Annotated in this window: 25 protein-coding genes and 1 riboswitch; of the genes, 17 read left to right on the forward strand and 8 right to left on the reverse strand. The window is 63.4% G+C overall.

The genetic code is table 11. The annotated features are described in order from the left end of the window. Positions 1-10: 10 nt before the first annotated feature. Both O7B34_RS09980 and O7B34_RS09985 read right to left on the reverse strand, forming a co-directional pair. Positions 11-1,201, reverse strand: coding sequence for an aminotransferase class V-fold PLP-dependent enzyme (locus O7B34_RS09980; RefSeq protein WP_337145899.1), 1,191 nt, complete (start codon positions 1,199-1,201; stop codon positions 11-13). Between the two features lie 125 nt (positions 1,202-1,326). Beyond that, entirely contained in the window at positions 1,327-1,995 is a 669-nt protein-coding gene (locus O7B34_RS09985; RefSeq protein WP_337145901.1) for a response regulator transcription factor, read from the reverse strand. Positions 1,996-2,051: 56 nt separating this feature from the next. Here O7B34_RS09985 and O7B34_RS09990 point away from each other — a divergent pair, with 56 nt between their 5' ends. The 3 genes from O7B34_RS09990 to O7B34_RS10000 all read left to right on the forward strand — a co-directional run bounded on the left by O7B34_RS09990 (position 2,052) and on the right by O7B34_RS10000 (position 4,293). Further along, a complete protein-coding gene (locus tag O7B34_RS09990) occupies positions 2,052-2,333 on the forward strand; it encodes a hypothetical protein (RefSeq protein ID WP_337145903.1) in 282 nt (93 codons plus the stop codon). A 15-nt stretch (positions 2,334-2,348) separates the two neighbouring features. Continuing rightward, complete coding sequence (gene mgtE, locus O7B34_RS09995; protein WP_337145905.1) at positions 2,349-3,767, forward strand: magnesium transporter; 1,419 nt, start codon at positions 2,349-2,351, stop codon at positions 3,765-3,767. A gap of 139 nt (positions 3,768-3,906) precedes the next feature. Continuing rightward, positions 3,907-4,293: a MerR family transcriptional regulator gene (locus O7B34_RS10000; RefSeq protein WP_006203215.1), complete on the forward strand. Its 387-nt coding sequence runs from the start codon at positions 3,907-3,909 to the stop codon at positions 4,291-4,293. Between the two features lie 95 nt (positions 4,294-4,388). On the opposite strand, the gene O7B34_RS10005 is transcribed toward O7B34_RS10000, so the two are convergent. Beyond that, positions 4,389-4,859, reverse strand: a complete 471-nt coding sequence (locus O7B34_RS10005; RefSeq protein WP_337141707.1) for a methyltransferase family protein — start codon at positions 4,857-4,859, stop codon at positions 4,389-4,391. Then, positions 4,856-5,854 carry a heparan-alpha-glucosaminide N-acetyltransferase gene (locus O7B34_RS10010; RefSeq protein ID WP_337145907.1) on the reverse strand — a complete coding sequence of 333 codons (999 nt, stop codon included), beginning with the start codon at positions 5,852-5,854 and terminating at the stop codon, positions 4,856-4,858. Before O7B34_RS10010 ends, O7B34_RS10005 begins: the two co-directional genes overlap by 4 nt. 235 nt (positions 5,855-6,089) lie before the next feature. Here O7B34_RS10010 and O7B34_RS10015 point away from each other — a divergent pair, with 235 nt between their 5' ends. Continuing rightward, on the forward strand, positions 6,090-7,289 hold the full coding sequence (locus tag O7B34_RS10015; protein WP_337145909.1) for an MFS transporter: 1,200 nt from the start codon (positions 6,090-6,092) through the stop codon (positions 7,287-7,289). A 4-nt stretch (positions 7,290-7,293) separates the two neighbouring features. Here O7B34_RS10015 and O7B34_RS10020 read toward each other — a convergent pair whose 3' ends face one another. Beyond that, a complete protein-coding gene (locus O7B34_RS10020) occupies positions 7,294-8,463 on the reverse strand; it encodes an aromatic ring-hydroxylating oxygenase subunit alpha (RefSeq protein ID WP_337145911.1) in 1,170 nt (389 codons plus the stop codon). 137 nt (positions 8,464-8,600) lie between these two features. Beyond that, positions 8,601-8,799: riboswitch (cobalamin riboswitch) on the forward strand. Positions 8,800-8,835: 36 nt separating this feature from the next. Between O7B34_RS10020 and O7B34_RS10025 the strand changes: the two genes are divergently transcribed. The 4 genes from O7B34_RS10025 to cobO are packed head-to-tail and all read left to right on the forward strand — an operon-like array spanning position 8,836 to position 10,958. Continuing rightward, positions 8,836-9,015: a CbtB domain-containing protein gene (locus tag O7B34_RS10025; protein WP_140502595.1), complete on the forward strand. Its 180-nt coding sequence runs from the start codon at positions 8,836-8,838 to the stop codon at positions 9,013-9,015. Positions 9,016-9,030: 15 nt separating this feature from the next. After that, entirely contained in the window at positions 9,031-9,834 is an 804-nt protein-coding gene (locus tag O7B34_RS10030) for a CbtA family protein (protein WP_337145913.1), read from the forward strand. After that, entirely contained in the window at positions 9,827-10,342 is a 516-nt protein-coding gene (cobU, locus tag O7B34_RS10035) for a bifunctional adenosylcobinamide kinase/adenosylcobinamide-phosphate guanylyltransferase (RefSeq protein WP_337145915.1), read from the forward strand. The genes O7B34_RS10030 and cobU overlap by 8 nt, the downstream gene beginning before the upstream one ends. A gap of 1 nt (position 10,343) precedes the next feature. After that, positions 10,344-10,958, forward strand: coding sequence for a cob(I)yrinic acid a,c-diamide adenosyltransferase (cobO, locus tag O7B34_RS10040; protein WP_337145917.1), 615 nt, complete (start codon positions 10,344-10,346; stop codon positions 10,956-10,958). Here cobO and cbiB read toward each other — a convergent pair. Further along, positions 10,955-11,929, reverse strand: a complete 975-nt coding sequence (cbiB, locus tag O7B34_RS10045; RefSeq protein WP_337145919.1) for an adenosylcobinamide-phosphate synthase CbiB — start codon at positions 11,927-11,929, stop codon at positions 10,955-10,957. The genes cobO and cbiB overlap by 4 nt on opposite strands. Here cbiB and cobD point away from each other — a divergent pair. Both cobD and O7B34_RS10055 read left to right on the forward strand, forming a co-directional pair. Next, positions 11,928-12,974, forward strand: a complete 1,047-nt coding sequence (gene cobD, locus O7B34_RS10050; RefSeq protein WP_337145920.1) for a threonine-phosphate decarboxylase CobD — start codon at positions 11,928-11,930, stop codon at positions 12,972-12,974. The genes cbiB and cobD overlap by 2 nt on opposite strands. Then, entirely contained in the window at positions 12,971-13,480 is a 510-nt protein-coding gene (locus tag O7B34_RS10055) for a tyrosine phosphatase family protein (RefSeq protein WP_337145921.1), read from the forward strand. Before cobD ends, O7B34_RS10055 begins: the two co-directional genes overlap by 4 nt. A gap of 4 nt (positions 13,481-13,484) precedes the next feature. On the opposite strand, the gene O7B34_RS10060 is transcribed toward O7B34_RS10055, so the two are convergent. Beyond that, positions 13,485-14,288, reverse strand: a complete 804-nt coding sequence (locus O7B34_RS10060) for a creatininase family protein (RefSeq protein ID WP_337145923.1) — start codon at positions 14,286-14,288, stop codon at positions 13,485-13,487. Positions 14,289-14,344: 56 nt separating this feature from the next. Next, entirely contained in the window at positions 14,345-14,728 is a 384-nt protein-coding gene (locus tag O7B34_RS10065) for a RidA family protein (RefSeq protein ID WP_337145925.1), read from the reverse strand. Between the two features lie 268 nt (positions 14,729-14,996). On the opposite strand from O7B34_RS10065, the gene O7B34_RS10070 reads away from it, so the two are divergent. From O7B34_RS10070 to O7B34_RS10100, 7 genes are read left to right on the forward strand one after another with little or no spacing between them, the layout of a single operon-like run. Beyond that, positions 14,997-16,001, forward strand: a complete 1,005-nt coding sequence (locus O7B34_RS10070) for an ABC transporter substrate-binding protein (protein ID WP_027146496.1) — start codon at positions 14,997-14,999, stop codon at positions 15,999-16,001. An 11-nt stretch (positions 16,002-16,012) separates the two neighbouring features. Beyond that, positions 16,013-16,837, forward strand: a complete 825-nt coding sequence (locus tag O7B34_RS10075; protein WP_337141720.1) for an ABC transporter ATP-binding protein — start codon at positions 16,013-16,015, stop codon at positions 16,835-16,837. Continuing rightward, entirely contained in the window at positions 16,824-17,672 is an 849-nt protein-coding gene (locus O7B34_RS10080) for an ABC transporter permease (protein WP_027146494.1), read from the forward strand. The genes O7B34_RS10075 and O7B34_RS10080 overlap by 14 nt, the downstream gene beginning before the upstream one ends. Positions 17,673-17,676: 4 nt before the next feature. Further along, the gene (locus O7B34_RS10085; RefSeq protein ID WP_337145927.1) at positions 17,677-18,981 is read left to right on the forward strand and encodes a cytosine deaminase; all 1,305 of its coding nucleotides are present in this window, start codon (positions 17,677-17,679) and stop codon (positions 18,979-18,981) included. After that, complete coding sequence (locus O7B34_RS10090; RefSeq protein WP_337146127.1) at positions 18,981-20,384, forward strand: FAD-binding oxidoreductase; 1,404 nt, start codon at positions 18,981-18,983, stop codon at positions 20,382-20,384. The genes O7B34_RS10085 and O7B34_RS10090 overlap by 1 nt, the downstream gene beginning before the upstream one ends. A 43-nt stretch (positions 20,385-20,427) precedes the next feature. Then, entirely contained in the window at positions 20,428-21,009 is a 582-nt protein-coding gene (locus O7B34_RS10095; protein ID WP_337141722.1) for an NAD(P)H-dependent oxidoreductase, read from the forward strand. Beyond that, entirely contained in the window at positions 21,009-21,596 is a 588-nt protein-coding gene (locus O7B34_RS10100; protein ID WP_337141723.1) for an NAD(P)H-dependent oxidoreductase, read from the forward strand. The genes O7B34_RS10095 and O7B34_RS10100 overlap by 1 nt, the downstream gene beginning before the upstream one ends. The last annotated feature ends 30 nt before the right edge of the window (positions 21,597-21,626 follow it).

Raw genomic sequence — 21,626 nt, forward strand, 5'->3', positions numbered from 1 at the left:
GTCTCTCCCCTCAGGCGGCTTCGGCGACCGGCATTGCCGCCGAGGCGCGGAAATGCTGGATGGCGGCGCCGACGCCGGAGCCCGGCGCCAGCCGGACGCCGCAATCGAGCAGCGCCATTTCAGCTGAAGACAGCGAGGCCAGCACCATCACCTCGTTCAGCCAGCCGAGATGGCCAATGCGGAAAACCTTGCCGAACACCTTGTTGAGGCCGCCGCCGAGCGACGTCTGGTAGGCCTGGTAGGCGCGCTTGACGACGTCGCCGCTATCGACGCCATCCGGCACGAGGATGGCGCTGACCGTGTCCGAATGCCATTTCGGCGCCTTGGCGCAGAGCTTCAGGCCCCAGGCGTCGACCGCCTTGCGCACGCCTTCGGCGAGGCGATGGTGACGAGCGAAGATGGCGTCGAGCCCTTCGTCCTCGATCAGGTCGAGCGAGGCGCGCAGGCCGCGCAGCAGCTGTGTTGCCGGCGTGTAGGGAAAATAGCCGGCATCGTTGGCACGGATCATGTCCTCGAAGGAGAAGAAGCAGTGCTGGTGGGTGGCGGTTCTGGAAGCCACGAGCGCCTTCTTGCTGACCGACAGGAAGCCGAGGCCGGCCGGCAGCATGAAGCCTTTCTGCGAGCCGCTGACGGCGCAGTCGACACCCCATTCTTCCTGGCGAAAGTCGATCGAGCCGATCGACGACACGCCGTCGACGAAGAGCAGGGCAGGGTGGTTCGCATCGTCGAGCGCTGCGCGGCAGCCGGCGACGTCGCTGGTGACGCCGGTCGCCGTCTCGTTCTGAGTGCAGAAGATCGCCTTGATGCGGTGCGTCTTGTCCGCCTTCAGCCGCTCGGCATAGAGGTCCAGCGGAACGCCGTTTCCCCATTCGCAGTCGATCACGTCGACCTCGAAGCCGAGCCGCTCGGCCATGTCGACCCACAGATGGGAGAACTGGCCGAAGCGAGACATCAGCACGCGATCGCCGGGGCTGAGCACATTGGTCATCGCCGCTTCCCAGGCACCGGTGCCGGAGGACGGGTAGATGAAGACGCGGCCGGTCTCGTTCCTGAAGACGCGTTTGATGTCCTCGAACAGTGGCAGGGTGAGGTCGGGGAAGGTGGCCGCGCGCATGTCCTCCATCGGCAGGTTCATCGCCTGCCGCACCTGTTCGGGAATATTGGTCGGCCCGGGAATGAAAAGATGGGTGAAACCGGCCATGGTGCGAACTCCTCCTGATCCAGCAAAAGCGGTGGTGGGGAGTTTCGTTTCGAAGGTTGATGTCAACAACACCTTGGCGGGTAAGAACTTGCCGCGTGCGGGTGGGTATGGCCTACCCGGTCGCCCTACCCGAAAGGCTGCTTCTGGCTGCGCCTCTCTCGTGAATAGAGTGCGACCGCCATGGCGCGGTTGCGGACGTCCAGCTTGTCGTAGAGATTCTTGAGATGGTACTTCACCGTATTCTCGGAGATCCCGGTCCGGGTCGCGATCTGCAAATTGGTCCAGCCATCTGACAGTACCGCCAGCAGTTCACGCTCGCGCACGGTAAGCCGGGACAGAGGCGTGTCGTTGACCTTGTTGATGTCGATATAGGGGATGCAGATGCGGCCATGCGCGACAGCCAGGATCGTGTCGAAAATGATGGCGGGATCGTCGAACTGGAAGCAGTAGCCTTGCGCGCCGAGGCGCACACACTGTTTCAGGATGCCGATGTCATGGTCATTTGAAAAGACCGCGATGCGGATGTTGAGCTTGCGGCCCTGGACCTCGGCCAGGACGTCCGCGCCGTCCATGTCGGAGAGCTTCCAGCCGATCACGGCGACATCGAACTCCTGTACCGCCGCAAGCTCCAGGAAATGCCTGCCGCTTTGTACCGAGGCCAAAAGTTCGAAGCGCCCGTCGCAGTCCAGCATTTCGCGCAGAGCCGATATGACGAGCGGATTGCGTTCGGCCACGACCACGCGAACGCGCCGCTCTTCGATTGCCTTGTTCTCTGTCCGTGACTTGATCTTCAAGGGCTTCCGCTTTTTGTTGCGGTCTGGCGGGTCCAGCCGATGCCTGGACCTGCATCATGACAATTCTGCTCCAATGGCGCGGGGGTGCTCTTTCCCCAGCGACATCGGCTGTCGCGCCACAGGAAGCCGAAGCGCGGCCTGCTTTTGATGAAATCGACAGTTCGCGCGGGGCGGGCAAGCATGTGTTTGGCCTGAAATTCCCGCGCGTTGGAAGAACATGTTGCGAAGTTGAAGCGTTCCGGGTCGCCGTCACTTTTGTATGGGCACCGGACCGAAAACCGGTTTCCACTTTGCGGACTCATGGTCTAGACCTGATTTGCACCTTTTCCGGATTCTGATGGCGGGAGGCGCTGGTGGAAGGCCAGGACGAACGGACGACCGGCGCCAGGGCCGCCGACGAGCACCACGCTGATATCTATGGCGAGGACGGTGCCGTCCTATCGTCCTTCCTTGCCCAGATTGGTGCGGCGATCGCCGATCGCGATACGCTGACCCTCAAGCGCCAAGTCGACGACCTGCATCAGTCGGAACTTGGCGACCTCATCGAGGCGCTGCACCCCGAACAGCGGCGCGCGCTGGTCGAACTGCTGGGGGCGGACTTCGATTTTTCCGCGCTGACCGAAGTCGACGAGGCTATCCGCATGGATATCGTCGATAACCTGCCCAATGCCCAGATCGCGCAAGCCGTGCAGGCACTCGATTCCGACGATGCGGTCTACATCCTCGAAGACCTGGAGCCGGAAGACCAGGACGAGATCCTGTCGCAGCTGCCGTTCACCGAGCGGATCAGGCTGCGCCGTTCGCTCGACTACCCGGAAGAGACGGCCGGGCGGCGCATGCAGACCGAGTTCGTCGCGGTGCCGCCCTTCTGGACCATCGGCCAGACCATCGACTACATGCGCGAGGACAAGAACCTTCCCGACCGCTTCAGCCAGATCTTCGTCATCGATCCGACCTTCAAGTTGTTGGGCGCCATCGATCTCGACCAGATCCTGCGCACCAAGCGCGCGGTCAAGGTCGAGGAAGTCATGCATGAGACGCGGCACGCCATCCCGGCCACCATGGACCAGGAAGAGGCGGCGCGGGAATTCGAACAATACGACCTTTTGTCGGCCGCCGTCGTCGACGAGAACGAGCGGCTGGTCGGCGTGCTGACCATCGACGACGTCGTCGACGTCATCCAGCAGGAAGCGGAGGAGGACCTGCTGCGCATGGGCGGCGTCGGCGACGAGGAGCTCTCCGACAGCATCCTGGCGACCTCGCGCTCGCGCGTTCCCTGGCTGCTCGTCAACCTGCTGACGGCATTTTTGGCGGCATCGGTGATCGGCCTGTTCGATCGCACGATCGAGCATATCGTCGCGCTCGCCGTGCTGATGCCGATCGTGGCCGGCATGGGCGGCAATGCCGGTTCGCAGACCATGACCGTCACCGTGCGGGCGCTGGCGACCAGGGATCTCGACATCTACAATGCCGGCCGCATCATCCGCCGCGAAATGGGCGTCGGCTTCATCAACGGCATCGTCTTCGCCATCCTGATCGGCATCGTCGCGGCTGTCTGGTTCCGCGACCCCAATCTGGGCGGCATCATCGCGGCGGCGATGATCATCAACATGTTCGTGGCGGCCCTTGCCGGTATCCTGATCCCGTTGCTGCTCGACCGGTTCAAGGTCGATCCCGCGGTCGCTTCGGCGGTTTTCGTCACCACCGTTACCGATGTCGTTGGATTCTTTGCTTTTCTCGGCCTCGCGACCTGGTGGTTCGGCGTCCGGTAAGCGTCGTAATTGACTTTTACGTAAATGCCGTGCGAGGCTCGTGCGGGGTGCCGCTTCGATTCCAGCGGCAAGGGGTTTGGTTCGGGACAGATGGGCGACGCCGCATGGCGATCACCCGGAATTCCGGCATGGAGTGACAATGCGGGAATATTATTCGATCACCGAACTGACCCGCGAATTCGACGTGTCGACGCGGACGCTGCGTTTTTACGAAGACGAGGGACTGGTGCAGCCTGTGCGGCGCGGCCGTACGCGGCTGTTTCGCCCTTCCGATCGTCACCTCATCCGGCAGATCATGCGCGGAAAACGGCTCGGCTTCTCGATCAACGAGATCCGCGAGATCATCCAGATGTACAAGGAGCCGCCGGGCGAGGTCGGGCAGCTCAAGCTGATGATCAAGCGCATCGAGGAAAAGCGCGAGGACCTCAGGCAAAAGCGCCGGGACCTCGAGGAGACGCTGGCCGAACTCGATCAGGCCGAGGAGTCTTGCGTCGAGCGGCTGGTCGAGCTCGGGGTCAACACCTAGCCGAAATTTCGAGATATTGGCGGGACAGCGCCCCCCCTCTGTCCTGCCGGACATCTCCCCATAAGAAGGGGGAGATTGACAAATTTAACGCTGACTCAAATCCAGCGCCGCACCCGCTTGGCATAGTCGCGGTATTTCTTGCCGAACTTCGCCGCCAATATCTTTTCCTCGCCCTCGATCGCGACCTTCTGGGTGACGAAGGCGGCGACGAAGGCAAGCAGGAAAAACCAGGCGATGCCCGAGACGAAGGCAATGCCGATCAACAGCAGCGTGTTGGCCAGGTACATCGGGTTGCGGGTGACGCCGAAGGGGCCGGTCGTGACGAGATGATCGGGCACGGCGTTGGGATTGAGCGTTGTCCTGGCCCGCATCATGGTGCGGATCGCGGTGAACCAGAGTACGGCGACGGCGAACAACGCCACCCAACCGGCGGCGAACAGGATATCGCCCAGGAGGTCTCCGATCCAGGGCAAGGGATAGAGCATGCCGAGGATGATGCTGATGGCGATCGCGGCAGCGTAGATCACCGGCGGCCACGGTATCACTCCAGGCTTCGGTTCGGTCATTGTGTCCCTCCCTCCGTCATCTTGTCCTCGGTCTTGGCGGTGCACGTTGCGGCAAGATCGGACAGATGCGCCCTGAAGTCCGCAGTCTGGTCGTTGTTGAAGAGCCGATCAAGTGATCCTTCGCCTTGCAGCGTATCAAGCATGCAGCCGCAATAGCTCGAACAGAAGGTTGCGTTGCGCATCTGCTCGCACGAGCGCTGGCAGGTTTTCAGGAAATTGACCTGCGGGGTTTCGACCTGCGCCGGCATCACTTGCGAGAACAGCCAGACGCTACCGATCAGCAGCGGCTGGTGGATCAGGTAAAAGGCCAGGCTGTGGCGGCCGATGAAGACCAGTGGATTGGCCCAGCGGCCGGGCACGAGGCTCGCCAGGCGTGCCCGCATGCCGGAAGCGGAAGCGAGTTTCGCCGCTCCGAGGCCGAGAAGCACCGCGCCGAACCAGGGGAACAGCGGCACGTAGTCGTTGGAGCGCGGATTGACGGCGGAAAGGCCAATCCACCACAGCCAGGGGTGATCGAGTGCCTCGAAGCGCAGGTAGACTGGCGCCGCGATGACCAGTGCGGCGACGACAAGCGTCAGCAGCGCCGGCAGGCGCAGGAAGGCGAGGCCAAGCAGGCTGGCGAGCGCGATCTCATGCAGGATGCCGAAGAAGATGAATCCATCCGGCGTTGCGATGCGGGTGACGACCGAGATGGCGATCGCAGCACCTGCAACCATGGCGAACCGCTTCCAGAAGGAGTTCCAGCGGATTTGCCGGCCATGGGCGAGATAGAGGCTGACGCCGACCAGGAACAGAAAGGTCGAGGCGATGCAGCGGGCGTAGATCTTCCACCAGCCGAAGGCGGTGAGACCGGGGTCGGTGTAACCGAAGAATTCCAGGTCCCAGGTGAAATGGTAGCTTGCCATCGCGATCAGCGCGATGCCGCGCAAAATATCGATGGCAACGATGCGCTTCGATGGCTCCGGAACGGGTGCGGTCGGCGTGTGGATGCTCATGGTCTCGCGATCTGATTCAGCCCCTCCAAGACGACTATCACGGTTGCACTGGATAGAAGAAGACCGGTCGCCTTGGCCTGACCGCGCGGCGGAGCCCGCGCCAGCCGCCGAATTGGGCCAGCGCGGGAAAGCCTTTGACCGGCTTCGCTTTTCGCCGGCTGTGCGTCGGTTTCCTCTTAATGGGCATGAAATGTCCACGGCAGATTTGACGCCGCGATTCTGCTTTGGGGAAGCAATGTCCACGCATGTGCGCCATCCGATCTGGCTTCCGGCCCTCAAGGCCGCGGATGCGCGCACCTTCGCCTCGCTCTACGCGGTCGAGTCCTTCGCCCGCGCCATGGTGTCGAGCGTCATCCCGATCCAGGCCTACGAGATCCTCCACAACGAGCAGATCGTCTCGATCCTCTATACCGTCGTATCCATGCTCGGCCTGTCGGTGACCTTGTTCATGCCGATGCTGATCCGCCGCTTCGCGCGGCGCTGGGTCTACACGGCAGGCGCCTGCCTGCTCGCCATCGGCTCGCTGTTCTTCGTCACCCATACGCTCGCCGGACAATTGGCCGGGATGCTGTGCCGGGTGATGGGTGCCAGTGCGCTGTCGATCACGCTCAACCTCTACATCATGGACCACATCCGCAAGACCGACTTCATGCAGGCCGAATCGCTGCGCATGGCGTGGTCGATGGTTGCCTGGACGGGCGGGCCGACGCTTGGCATTTTCCTTTATGCGCATTTCGGCATCTATGCCGCGCATGGCGCGGTGGCGGTTTTCGCCATGGCTTTGCTGGCGCTGTTCTGGACCTACCGGCTGGGCGACAACCCGTCGATCCGCCCGGGCAAGACGCGGCCGGCAAATCCGCTCGCCAACATCGGCCGCTTCGTGGCGCAGCCAAGGCTCAGGCTCGCCTGGCTGATCGCCTTCGGCCGGTCCTGCTTCTGGACGACGTTCTTCGTCTATGGACCGCTGTTCATGGTGATCACCGGCGAGGGTGAACTGGCAGGCGGCCTGCTGGTCTCGGCCGGCAATGCGCTGCTGTTCATGGCGATCTTCTGGGGCAAGGCAGGAAAACGCTTTGGCGGCAGACGCACCATGACGTTTGCCTATTTCGCGATGTCGGCGTCGCTGCTGGCGGCGGGCACGGTCGGAGCGGCAGAGCCGTTGCTGACCGGCACCTTCCTGTTGTGCGGCGCCTTCTTCACCATCGCGCTCGACGCGCTGGGCTCGACCGCCTTCATGCGCTCGGTGCGCTCCTATGAACGCGCGCAGATGGCGGCGGTCTACCGCACCTATCTCGACTTTTCCGAATTGACGCCGCCGCTTGTCTATTCGGTAGTGCTGGCCTTCTTCGGATTGGGATCGGTGTTCGTCACGCTCGGCCTGCTGGCGGCGTTTTGCGGCTTCATGACCTGGCGCTACCTGCCTAAATCCCTCTAAAAAATCAGAGCGAAAGCTCAGTATGGCGCTCGCGCACCCAATTGTGGAAGCGGTGCAAATCGTACTCCTCCGGCATCAGCACGCCGGCTGTATGGCGCATCGAGCGCAGGCCCTTCTGGTTGACCTCGCAGATCGCGGCATCCTCCTCCAGCACCTGTGTGCCGAAGGCGACGATGTTGTCGATATCGGTGGCGGCGAGCGCCTCGGGCGCGAACAGCCATTCGGCGGTCAATTCGGTCTGTTCGGGACCGAGCGGCACCAGCCGCACGGTCCTGACATAGTCGACATGGCCGACGATGAACATCGAGGGCAGGCTGGTGGCATAGGTCTGGCCGGCGGTGCGTTCCGCCTGCGTCAAGCCGGGGAAAACCGGCCCATGCGTCTGCCCATCACGCGACCATGTTTCAGCCCCGGCGCGCAGGCCGCCGGAGAATTCCGGCGCATCATTGTCGGCATGGCGCGTCCATTCGGGATCGTCATGCCGGCTCATCAGGCCGCGGCCATAGATCGGCACCAGCCGCGACAGGTCCTTGTGGACGCCCGGGCAGTGCAGGCACTCGTTGAAGTTTTCCCAGAAAATCTTCCAGTTGCAGTTCATCACCTTGCGCAGCACATGGCCTGACACCAGCGTGTCCAGCGGCCAGTTGCCGAGGTCGCCGGAGGCCGGGTCGAAGGATGACTGCGCTGAGCAGGCGGCATCTTCAGCAAGATTGACGAAGACGAAGCCCCGCCACACCGAGAGTGCAACGCGATAAAGCGGGTGGTCGGCCTTGTCGAAGCCGTCGGGCAGCGATTTCGACGGTACACGCACCAGATCGCCACGCAGCGAATACGACCAGGCATGGTACGGGCAGGTGATCAGCCGGGCCTTCAGGCGTCCTTCGCTTTCCTGGCAAAGCTGCGAGCCGCGATGCCGGCACGTATTGTGGAAGGCACGCAACTCGCCGGCGTCGTCGCGCAGCACAAGGATTTCCTGCGTACCGACGCGGAAGGTGCGGAATGCCAAAGGCTGGGCAAGGTCGGCCTCGCGGCAGACGAGCAGCCAATTTCTGTACCAGATGGCGTCGAGATCACGCTGATAGTTCTCCTGGTCCCAATAGGCCGATGAGGGCAGGGTCGGCTCGGTTCGGGTCAGGCCGCTATAGGGCTCGCGCCCGCTGGCATCAGGCTGCATGGCTGGCTTCCTGTCAGGTTGGCAGCCGACACCCGGCCATGAAGTTTGTCAATCAGGAGGGGAGCGGCCTTGCCGATACGACGCTCCTGCGCTGGCGACTGTCGGAATTTGGTTTGCCGCGCGCGGCGAATTTCCCTATAGTCACCAACGTCGTCGGTTCCTTTTTGGAGCCAAGAGGGAATGCGGTGCGGACAGGAATTCCTGTCCAATGCCGTGGCTGCCCCCGCAACTGTGTGCGGTAGTCCTCTCCATATGCCACTGAAGGTTTTCCTTCGGGAAGGTGGGGAAGGGCGCTTATCCGCGAGCCAGGAGACCTGCCGGCGACAGGAAACTGACTTCGATGCCCTCGGGTGGAGGGCGAAAGGACAAGACATGACTACCGCTTCCGTCTCCCTCGGCGCCTCCGTCTCCTCGCAGTCGCGCTTCATGCAGCTCGCGCTCGCGGCGCTGCTCGGCATGTTCGTCGTCGGCTTTGTCGGTTTCTCGCATATCGATGCGGTCCACAATGCCGCCCACGACTATCGCCACTCGATGGCATTTCCCTGCCACTAACGAGGATCTGACATCATGAATCTGTTTCGCAACGTCGTGTTCGTCGCGGCGATCGCGGGGCTCGTGGCCGGTGTCGTTCTCGCCTGCATGCAGGCCTATGCGACAGTGCCGCTGATCCTCAAGGCGGAAGTCTACGAACAGGCCGGCGGCGGCCATCACCATGACCACGCGGCTGCACCAGCAGCGAGCAACGATGCGGTGAGCACGGTCGCGCCCGCTGGGAATGCGATGAGTTCTGCCGCGCCAGCACCCGCCGAAGTCACGGCACCGGCGGAGGAAGACGAGGGTTGGGCGCCGGCCGACGGTGTCGAGCGTTTTGCCTTCAGCGTGGTTGCCAATATCGTCACCGGCATCGGCTTCGCGCTGGTCCTGGTCGCGGTTTCCGAGTTTGCCGGCGGCGTCGGCAATTGGCGCCAGGGCGTGTTCTGGGGGCTGGCCGGCTTTGCCGTGTTCACGCTGGCACCAGGCCTCGGCCTGCAGCCGGAACTGCCGGCAATGCCGGCGGCCGATCTGCTTGCGCGCCAGATCTGGTGGACGGCAACGGCCGCGGCGACGGCTATCGGCCTTGGCCTGATAGTGTTTCGCAGATCGCTGCCATTGACCATCCTCGCCGTCTTGCTGATCGTCGCCCCGCACGTCGTCGGCGCGCCGCAGCCCGACAGTTTCGAGACGCCTATCCCGGAAGGCCTGCACCATCAGTTCGTGGTGGCGGTGACGGTGACCAATCTGGTGTTCTGGCTGGTGCTCGGCGCGGTCGTGGGCGTGGTGCGCAGGCGCTTCACCGGCACGGCGACCAGCTTGCGCGACAGCTTTGCCTGATCGCGGCAAGCTGACTTTCATCATCGGTGGTGCGCGCTCCGGCAAGAGCGCGCACGCCGAAACCCTGGTGACGGCATTGCCCTCGTCATGGGCCTATATTGCCACGGCGCAAGCCTATGACGACGAGATGCATGAGCGCATCGCACTGCACCGCTCCCGGCGCGGCGAGGGCTGGTCGACCATCGACGCGCCGCTCGACCTTGCCGAAGCGCTGGAGGCCTTGCCGGATGATCAGCCGGTGCTTGTCGACTGCCTGACGCTATGGCTGACCAATCATATGCTGGCCGATCACGACGTCGAGACTGAGTGCCGACGGCTGGCCGACGTGCTGTCGCGGCCGCGCGGACCGTGGTTCGTGGTGTCGAACGAGGTCGGGCAAGGCATCGTGCCCGACAATGCGCTGGCGCGGCGTTTTCGCGACGACGCCGGCCGGCTCAACCAGCGGGTCGCCGCGGTTGCCGACACGGTGCTCCTGATGGTGGCGGGGCTACCGCTCAAGGTGAAGTGAAATGACTGACATCGACGGCAAGGATGAAGAACGCCATCGCGCCAAGATGGCCAAGCGCAAGGCCGTGCAGGACGCCGAGGTTGCGAGCAAGACGGTCGAGAAGGGGTTGCTGATCGTCAACACCGGTCCCGGCAAGGGCAAGACCACGGCCGCCTTCGGGCTGGCGCTGCGGATGCTCGGCTACGGCAATCGCGTCGGCGTCGTGCAATTCATCAAGGGCAAATGGCACACCGGCGAGAAGGATGCGTTTGCCGCCTTCGGCGACCGCGTCGTCTGGCACGCAATGGGCGAGGGTTTCACCTGGGAGACGCAGGACCTGAAGCGCGATATCGCCGCTGCCGAGACCGCCTGGGCCAAGGCACTGGAATTGATCGACGATCCCTCGATCAGCCTTGTCGTGCTCGACGAGCTCAACATTGCGTTGCGCTACGACTACCTCGATCTCGACAAGGTGGTTGCGGCGCTGAAGGGCCGGCGCGAGGGCCTGCATGTCGTCGTCACCGGCCGCAACGCCAAGCCAGCGCTGGTCGAGGCTGCGGATCTGGTCACCGAGATGGGCGCCACCAAGCATCATTTCTCGGCGGGCGTGAAAGCCCAGCAGGGCATCGAGTTTTAGAAAACCAGAACAGCGATCACCGCGACCAGGCCGAACAAGCCAATCAGCAGGAAATCAGCGATACGGTAGAGTTGCAGCGCCCGCCTGATGTCGCCGCTGTCGACATCGCTGCGGCCGCCTTCGCCCATGAAGATGTCGTCGACCATGACACCGCCATAGCTGCGTGGCCCGGCAAGCGCCAGACCAAGCGCGCCGGCCATGGCCGCTTCGGGCCAGCCGGCATTGGGCGAGCGGTGTTTTTTCGCGTCGCGCCGTACCGCTTGCCAGGCGCCGTGGGGGTCGGCGCCCTCGACCAAGAAGGAAGCGAGCACGATCAGCAGCGCGGTCAGCCGCGATGCCGGCAGGTTGATCCAATCGTCGAAGCGCGCCGCCGCCCAGCCGAACGCCTCATGGCGCGGGGTGTGGTGGCCGATCATCGAATCGGCGGTGTTGGCCGCCTTGTAGGCGGCGCCGCCGGCCAGCCCGCCAACGCCGGTCCAGAAGGCGGGGGCGACGATGCCATCGGAAAAATTCTCCGCCAGGCTTTCGATCGCCGCACGGCAGACGCCTGCCCGGTCCAGCGTTTCGGGATCGCGGCCGACGATCCGCGAGACGGCGGCGCGGCCCATGTCGAGGCCTCCACTGTCGAGCGCGTCGGCGACGGCTTCGACATGTTCGTGCAGGCTCTTCTGCGACAGAAGCGATGTTGCCAGAAGGACGGCAATGATCCATCCCAAGGGGACGAACCAGAGCAGAACGAGCTGCACGCAAAGACCTGTCAGCGCCGGCACCAGCACGATGACCAAAAGCGCCTGGACACCACGTTGGCGACGCAGTGCGTCGGGATCAGTGGCGCGGTTGAGCCTCAAGTCGAGAAAGGATATCAGCCTGCCGAACCACGTCACCGGATGGCCGATGGCGCGAAACAGCCAGTCGGGATAACCAAGGACGAATTCGACAACCAAGGACAGGAAAGCGATCAGGACTGACATGAAGCTTCTTGAAGGAGCGGTGGACCATGGTGGAAGTCTTGGCCGGGCAAGGGTGCTTTTCCCCAATGCCGTGCTGCCTTTCGTCGACCTCTCGACCGGTATCAATCCGCACTCCTACCCGCTTTTCCACCTGCCCGCCACCTCCCTGTGGCGGTTGCCGGAGGCCGCGCGTGGGCGCGAACTGATAGAGATCGCGGCCAACACCTATGGCGCGCCTTCCGCGGGAAACGTGGTGGCGGCGCCCGGGACCCAAATTCTGCTGCCGCGCGTAGCCTCGCTGGTGAAGCCCGGCAAGGCGATGGTGCTGGGGCCGACCTATGCCGAACACGCCCGGGCGGCGGCGATTGCCGGGCATGAGGTGGTCGAGGTCAGCGATTTCGCGGCGCTGGTCGACGCTGACCTCGCCATCATCGTCAATCCGAACAATCCGGATGGGCGAATCATCGAGCGCGACCGGCTGCTGATGCTGGCTGACGGACTTCGCGCCAAGGGCGGGCTGCTGGCCGTCGACGAGGCGTTCATGGATGTCGGTCCACGCGAACACAGCCTCGCCGGCGATGTCGCCCAGGGCGGCATCATCGTGCTGCGTTCGTTTGGCAAATTCTTCGGTCTGGCCGGCCTGCGGCTTGGGTTCGCGCTTGCCGATGCGCCGACGGCTGAACGGTTGGACATGCAGTTCGGGCCGTGGGCCGTCGCCGGACCGGCGCTGGAATACGGCATCCGCGCGCTCGCCGATCTCGACTGGCAGGATGCGATACGGGCGTCGCTGGCGGATGAGGTGGTGCGGCTCGATGCGCTGTTTGGCCGGTTCGGCGTTCGCGTCGCGGGCGGCACCACATTGTTCCGCTATCTCAGCCTGCCCGATGCCGGCGGCCTGTTTTCCGCGCTTGGCGAGAGTGGCATCCTGCTCCGGCATTTCTCCGACCGGCCGCATGCCCTGCGCGCCGGCCTGCCGGCGAGCGAGGAAGAATGGCGCAGGCTTGAATTCGCCCTTGCTGACTGGACGTCGCGGCGCGAGGATCGGTCGAAAGGTTCGAAACAATGATCCATGTCTGCTCGCTGGCGAAGATCGAGGAAACGGTGGCCAGGACCGGCGCCGACCGCATGCTGTCGCTGCTTGCCGCCGGCACCGAGGTGGTGCGTCCGACCTCGATCGCCCGGGAAAACCACCTGCATCTGGTCATGCACGACATCGCGGTGGCGCAGGACGGCATGACCATGCCTGGCGAGGAGCATGTACGCAATCTGCTCGATTTCGCGCGCCGCTGGGATCGGGCAAAGCCGATGGTCGTGCACTGCTATGCCGGCATCAGCCGCTCGACCGCCTCGGCCTATATCATCGCCGCGGCTTTGGCGCCGAAACGCGACGAGGTGGAACTGGCGCAGACCTTGCGCGCGCTGTCGCCTTCGGCGACGCCCAATCCACGGCTGATCGCGGTGGCCGACACGCTGCTCGAGCGCAATGGCCGCATGATCGAGGCGGTCGAAACGATCGGGCGCGGCGCCGACGCCTTCGAAGGCACGCCGTTCGCACTCAAGATCGATATTTAGGCGGCTATTTCAGCCAGTCGGCGAGCTTTGCCTTGCGCACGTCGCGCACCAGGCTGATGAAGCCATCGGCCTGATATTCCGCCGTCAATCGGCCTTTCTCCGCCGTTGCAATGCTGGCGTCACCGACCACGCCGTTCGGGTTGAGATCGCTGGCGATCCAGGCGAAGGCATGCGTGCCGGTCTGGCGCAGAAGCGCGAATTCCTTCTCCGCGTCGGCGACGTTGGAAACGAAATTGTCGGCCTTGCCCATGTCGACGAGATCCGGCCGGAAATGCAGCATCAGCGAAGTCTCGACATCGCCGCCATGGATGCCGTGGCGGTCCTCGAGTTCGGTGTACATGCCGGCCGGACGGCCAAAGCGCTGCCAACTGGTCTTCACCGCCAGCATCTTTTCGCGCACGCGCAGTTCGCGCGTGACGATGCCCATGATCTCTTCATTGCCGCCATGGGAATTGACGACGATGAGCTTGCGCACGCCGGCGCGCGCTATCGACAGGCCAAGCTCGGTCCACGCCTCGATCAGCGTCGTTGCCGGCAGGGTCAATGTTCCCGGCGCGTGCAGATGCTCGTTCGACTTGCCCACCGCCTGGACCGGCAGGATGCGGATATCGAGGTCCTCGGGCAGGCGTGCGATCACCGTGTCGAGCATGCCGTTCATGATCGAGGTGTCGGTCGAGACGGGCAGATGCGGCCCATGCTGCTCGATCGCCGCGACCGGCAGCACCGCGATCGTCGTCTCGGGATCGATCGAGGCATACTCGGTTGTCCGGTAATCGCCCCACCAGACGCGTCTTTTTGCTACGGTCATGTCACGCCTCTTCAAATGATCAGGGCAGACCTAGCGCGGTGTGGCCGGCCTGTCGATCACCCGGCCGCGATCGCCTCGACCTCGACCTTGAATTCGGGCCGGGCAAAGCCGGAAACGATCATCAGCGTCGAGGCCGGCGCCGGGCTTGAAAACAGCCGGTCGCGGACCTCCATATAGGGCCGCAGATGCGCGCGGTCGGTGACATAGGCATTGATGCGCACGATGTCCGGCAATCCCAGCCCGGCTTCTTCCAGGATCGCCGCGATGTTCCTGAAGCAAAGTTCGGCCTGCGCACCGGCGTCGTCCGGTATCTGGTCGTCCGCCGTGATGGCGACCTGCCCCGAGCACAGCACCAGCCGCTTGCCGGCCGGCACCTCGACGCCGTGGCTGTAACGGGCAAAGGGCGGCTTGATCGACTTCGGGGTGAGGAACTTGAACATGGCAATCTCCTGGATATCGCCAGCCTAAGGCCGGATGCATTGCACCATCAAGATGGCGGTGCATGTCGCCGGTGCGATTGTGGACAGGCGTTCAAAAAATAGGCACGATGCCCTTCGGTGCAGCACGACCTTTCCGGCTTTCGCAGATGGCTGTGGTGCAGGCGGGCGGGTCCCGGCGCGCGACGCCGGTGGCATGTGTCTTGCTTCTTGAATCTTTGGTGTCAAGCACGGCGCGCAGCGCGCTGGTGCAAATAAAGGGTGGTGGTCAATGTACGTGAAACAGAAGATTTCGGTCGCGGTGGTGGCTCTCCTTGCGGCCAGCACATTGGGCGCGGCGGCGAATGAAAAAGTCACTTTCGGCACCAACTGGCTCGCCGAGCCGGAACATGGCGGCTATTACCAGGCCGTGGCGGATGGCACCTATGCCGCCTGCGGCCTCGATGTCACCATCATGCAGGGCGGCCCGCAGGTCAGCGGCCGGCCGATGCTCCTTGCCGGCAAGATCGATTTCTACATGGGCGGCAATTTGCTGTCGGCCTTCGATGCCGTCCAGCAGGGCATTCCGATGCGTGTCGTGGCCGCCGATTTCCAGAAGGATCCGCAGGTCATCATGTCCCACCCCGGTGAGGGGCTCGACAAATGGGAAGACCTGAAGAACGCCGAGCAGTACATTCTGGGCGATGAAGGTGCGCAGACCTTCTTCCAGTGGATGGTCATCGAACTCGGTTTCGACGCTTCAAAGCGTGCGCCCTACACCTACAACACCGCTCCTTTCCTCGCCAACAAGAAGTCGATCCAGCAGGGCTACGTCACTTCGGAGCCGTTCGCGGTCAAGAAGGAAGGCGGCTTCGTGCCGAACCAGTTCCTGCTCGCCGACTATGGTTGGGACACCTATTCGACCACGATCGAGGTGATGCAGGACACGATCGACAAGAAACCCGAGGTGGTCCAGTGCTTCGTCGATGGCTCGGCCAAGGGCTGGTACAAGTACCTCTACGGCGACAACAAGGCCGCCAACGACATGATCAAGAAAGACAATCCTGACATGAGCGACGAGCAGATCGCTTTCTCGATCGACCAGATGAAGAAGTTCGGCCTTGCCGATTCCGGCGACACCGAGAAGCTCGGCATCGGCGCCATGACCGATGCGCGGATCAAGAGCTTCTACGACAAGATGGTCAAGGCCAAGGTCACGCCTGCAGGCATCGACATCACGAAGGCCTACACGCTGGCCTTCGTCAACAAGGGCGTCGGGCTCGAGCTGAAGAAATAGGCCGGCCCGGCATGATGCGGGAAAAGGTAGCGCAAACGCCCGCCTCGGACATGGCTCCGACCTTGCTGGCGCTGCGTGGCGTCGGCAAGGTCTTTTCCAATGGCGTGACGGCGCTCAGCGATGTCGACCTGACGATCCGGGAAGGCGATTTCCTGAGCCTGCTCGGACCGTCGGGCTGCGGCAAGTCGACCGCGCTGCGGCTGATTGCCGGCCTGTCGACGCCGACATCAGGTGTGCTCGACTGGCGTGGCGGCGGTTCGCTCGACCGCGCGAATATCGGCTTCGTCTTTCAGGAGCCGACGCTGCTGCCCTGGGCCAGCGTCTTCGACAATGTCTGGCTGCCGCTCAGGCTGAAAGGCATTTCCCGCGCCAAGGCCGCTCCGGCGATAACGGAGATGCTGGCGCGGGTTCACCTGACCGGCTTCGAAGACGCCGTGCCGCGCGAACTGTCGGGCGGCATGAAGATGCGCGTCTCGATCGCGCGCGCCATGGTGACCAAGCCGCGCGTGCTGTTGATGGACGAGCCGTTCGCCGCGCTCGACGAGATCACCCGCTTCAAGCTCAACAACGATCTGCTGGAACTGTGGCAGGACGAGCGCTTCACCGTCGTCTTCGTCACCCACAGTGTGTTCGAAAGCGTGTTTCTGTCCAACCGCGTCGTCGTCATGGCGGCGCGGCCGGGCAGGGTGTTCGACGAACTCGCCATTGAGGCATCCTATCCGCGCGACGAGGCGTTTCGCACCTCGCCGGATTATGCGGCCCTTTGCCGGCAGGCCTCGGATGTGCTGGTCAATGCCATCAATTCAACAGCGGGCTCGCATCATGACGGTCATTGACGGCACGTTGAAACTCGACCCCGAGGAAGCGCGGCGCGTGCGCCAGGAGCGGCTCGAGCGGATCGGCCGCTGGGTGCTGCCGCTGGCAATCATGGTCCTGGCGATCTGGCTGTGGGACCGTATCTGCGTGTGGAACGAGATTCCGCAATACATCCTGCCGCGCCCCGGCGTGGTGCTGACAACGCTCTACAACGATGCCGGCCTGCTGTTTTCCGCACTGCTGGTCACCTTGCGCATCACCTTCCTCAGCCTGCTCCTCGCGGTTGTCGGCGGCGTCGGCCTGGCGGTCTTGTTCGCGCAGTCGAAGTGGGTGGAGATGTCGTTCTTCCCGTTCGCCATCGTGCTGCAGGTGACGCCGATCGTGGCGATCTTTCCGCTGATCAACATCTATGTCGACAATCAGACGACCAAGCTTCTGCTGTGCGCCTGGATCGTCGCCTTCTTCCCGATCCTGTCCAACACCACGCTTGGCCTGAACTCGGTCGACCGCAATCTGCGCGACCTGTTCAAGCTCAACGGCGCGACGCGTTGGCAGCAGCTGCGCTATCTCAGACTGCCGGCGGCGATGCCGTATTTCCTCGGCGGGCTGAAGATCGCTGGCGGCCTGTCGCTGATCGGCGCCGTGGTGGCCGAGTTCGTCGCCGGCGCCACCGGCCAGTCGTCGGGGCTCGCCTCGCGCATTATCGAGGCCGGCTACCGGCTGAATGCACCCAGGCTTTTCGCGGCGCTATTTTTGATTTCACTTACCGGCATCCTGATCTTCCTCGTACTGTCGCTGATTTCGCATCTCATTCTGCGGCGCTGGCACGAGAGCGCACTGAAGCAGGAGCGTTAGTGCCTTGATACCAACCTCCGGTCCCTATCACCTCGCCAATGTCCGACTTCACGCGTCGCTGACGCCGGGCCTTGCCGCGGCTTTCGACAGAGATGGTTTTGCGCTGACCGACATCACCGTCGCGGGCGGCAAGATTTCCAGCATCGCCGCTGCGCATGCCGCATCGAAGGTATCGGCCGGCGCCATCGACCTTGGCGGCCGTGTCGTGCTGCCGTGTTTCGTCGACTGCCACACGCATATCGACAAGGGCCATATCTGGCCGCGAAAGCCCAATCCCGACGGTACGTTCATGGGCGCTCTGAACGCTACGGGCGCCGACCGCACTGCCCGCTGGAGCGCCGAGGATGTGGCGCGCCGCATGGATTTCTCGCTGCGCTCGGCCTACGCGCATGGCACCCGGGCGCTCAGAACTCATATCGACAGCGTCGCGCCGCAGGAGGAAATCTCCTGGCCGGTGTTCGAGACGATGCGCGAGGCATGGCGGGGCCGCATCGAATTGCAGGGTGCCTGCCTGCTTGGCATCGAGGGCGTGCGCGACAAAAAATGGTTCGACAGGCTGGCGAAACGCGTGGCCGCCGCCAAGGGCGTGCTTGGCGTCGTCACCTATATGGTGCCAGACCTGGAAGAGCTGCTCGACCACGTTTTCGCGCAAGCGATCAAGCATGGGCTCGACCTCGATTTCCATGCCGACGAGACCGACGATGTCGCCGCAATCTCGCTGAAGAAGATCGCCGAGGCGGCGCTGTGGAACGGCTTCGAGGGAAAAATCCTCGTTGGCCATTGCTGCTCGCTGGCGCGGCAGCCGGATCTCGAGGTGCTGGACACGCTGGACAAAGTGGCGAAGGCCGGGCTCGCAATCGTGTCGCTGCCGATGTGCAATCTCTATTTGCAAGATCGTCGCGCTGATCAAACCACACCGCGCTGGCGTGGCGTGACGCTGCTGCACGAGATGAAGGCGAGGGGCATTCCGGTGGCCGTCGCTTCAGACAACACGCGCGATCCCTTCTATGCCTATGGCGATCTCGACATGCTGGAGGTCTACCGCATGGCGACACGTATCCTGCACTTCGATCATCCGGTCGCCGACTGGCCGCAGGCGGTCACCGCGACGCCGGCCAAGGTGATGCGGCTCGATGGCTTCGGCATGCTTGCCGCCGGAGGCGATGCCGACTTCGTGCTGTTCAAAGGTCGGAGCTGGACGGAATTGCTGTCGCGGCCCGAATCGGATCGCATCGTCGTGCGCGCGGGACGCGCGATCGACCGGCAATTGCCCGACTATGCCGACCTCGACGAGTTGATGGTGGAATGATGGATGTTTCGGCGCTGAAACGCGATCTCGACGGGATAAAGCTCGACGACAATCCGGCCATCGTCCAGCAGAAGAGCCGCGACTTCTACTGGTACAGCCCGGTTCTGAAACAGCAGCTCGACCATGTCACCGGCGACCTGATCGTGACGCCGAAGACCGAAGCCGAGCTGATCCGCGTGCTTGCCGCCTGTCACCGCCATGGCGTGCCGGTGACGCCTCGCGGCAGCGGCACTGGCAATTACGGCCAGGCGATGCCCCTGTCGGGAGGCGTGGTGCTCAATCTTGCGGAGATGAACGAAATCAAGTCGATCGGCCCAGGCCGCGTGGTGACCGGACCCGGCGCGATCCTGGCCGACATCGACAAGGCGACACGGGCGCATTCCGGACAGGAATTGAGGCTGTCGCCCTCCACCTACAACACCGCTTCGATCGGCGGCTTCATCGCCGGCGGTTCTGGCGGCGTCGGCTCGATCAATTTCGGCGGATTGCGCGATTTCGGCAATGTGCTGCGCTTGCGCGTGGTGACGATGGAGGCCGAGCCGAGGGTGCTCGATCTGACAGGCGAAGACCTGCACAAGGTGACCCATGCCTATGGCACCAATGGCATCATATCAGAGGTCGAGATGCCGCTGACGGCAGCCTATGAGTGGATCGACGTCATCGTCGGCTTCGACGCTTTCATGGATGCGGCCCGCTATGGCAACGCGCTGGCCTGCCAGGATGGCATCCTGACCAAGCTGATCACGCCGATCGCAGCACCCGTGCCGCAGCTCTATTTCAAGCGCCACCAGAAATTTTTCAGGCAAGGCCAAAGCATCTGCGTCGTCATGGTGGCGCAGCATGGGCTGGACGCCTTCCTTGCCTTTACGCGCCGCGCTGGGGGCGAAGTGATCTTCAACGCCGCCCTTGCCGCGCCGGAGGAGAAAAAGGGCCTGCCGCCGGCCTATGAATTGGCCTGGAACCACACCACGCTCAGGGCGCTGCGCGTCGACCCAGCGATCACCTATCTGCAGTCGCTCTATCCCTTTCCCAACCAGCTGGCGCTGGTCGAGAAAATGGATGCGATGTTTCCCGGCGAGATGTTCTCGCATCTCGAATTCGTGCGGCTGGACGGCAACATCACCTGCTTTGGCCTGCCACTGGTCAACTTCACCACCGAGGCGCGGCTCAACGAGATCATCCGCCTGCACGAGGACAATGGCTGCCCGATCTTCAACCCGCACCGCTACACGCTGGAAGAGGGCGGCATGAAGCAGACGGACGCGGTGCAACTCGCCTTCAAGCGTGAGACCGACCCGCAAGGCCTGCTCAACCCCGGCAAGATGATCGCCTGGGAAAACCCGGACTATGATTATCGTTCGGGCCGGACTTTTCTGTTCAAGGGGCTGCAAAAGGCAGGCTGATAACGATGAAGCGTTGGCGCCAAGACCTGCGGGATGTCCTCCCATGAACATCCTCGTCCTCTACGCCCATCCGGTCGAGACCAGCTTCAATGCCGGCCTGCACCGGATGATCGTCGAGCGGCTGACGGCGGCGGGACATATGGTCGATGACTGCGACCTCTATACCGAGGACTTCGACCCGCGGCTGACGCGGGCCGAGCGGCTCGGCTATCACGACCAGCGTGGACCAGGCGATGCGGTTACCGGCTACATTCAGAGGCTACAGGCAGCCGAGGCTCTGGTGCTGTCGTTTCCGGTATGGAATTACGGCTATCCGGCGATCCTGAAAGGGTTTTTCGACCGCGTCTTCCTGCCCGGCGTGTCGTTCAAGCTTATCGATGGCAAAGTGCAGCCGACGCTACACAACATCCGCAAGCTGACGGCCGTCACCACCTATGGCGGCAGCCGATTCCGCGCCATGCTGATGGGCGACCCGCCGCGCAAGGTTGTGAAGCGCATGCTGCGCGCCACGATCAAGCCCGGCGCTCCGGTCTCCTATCTCGCCCACTATTCGATGAACCTGTCGACCGACGAGACGCGGAAGTCCTTCATGGCGAAGGTCGCGGCCAGCGTGGATGCGTTCTGATGCGGGTGCTCGTCGTCTACTGCCATCCGGTGCCGGAGAGTTTTTGCGCCGCGGTCCGCGATACCGCCGTGGATGTGCTGACGCGGCGAGGCTGGGACGTGCGGCTGCTCGACCTTTATGCGGAAAAGTTCGATCCGGTGATGAGCTGCGAGGAGCGGCGTTCCTACAACGATCAGGCGCCGCGGGATCCGGCGCTGAAGCCGCATTTCGAACTGCTCAACTGGGCCGAGGCGATCCTGTTCGTCTATCCGACCTGGTGGTACGGGCTGCCGGCGATGTTGAAGGGCTGGCTCGACCGGGTGTGGGCGACCGACATCGCTTTCAAGCTGCCGGCTGGCAAGGGAGGGATCAAGTCGCTGATGACGCATGTGACCAAGGTCGGCGTCATCACCACCTGCGGTGCGCCGACCTGGTGGAGCGTCGTCGTCGGCCAACCCGGACGCAAGACCTTGCTGCGCGGCATGCGGGCGCTATGCGCCAGACGCTGCAAGACGTTCTTCCTGGCGCATTATTTGATGGATGCCTCGACGCCGACGACGAGGGCGGCGTTTCTGGTGAAGGTGAGGGCGAAGCTGGAGCGGTTTTAAGCGCGGGACTTGCCTTCTCCCCTTGTGGGA

The sequence above is a fragment of the Mesorhizobium sp. Cs1299R1N3 genome (assembly GCF_037179625.1).
Lineage (GTDB): Bacteria > Pseudomonadota > Alphaproteobacteria > Rhizobiales > Rhizobiaceae > Mesorhizobium > Mesorhizobium salmacidum.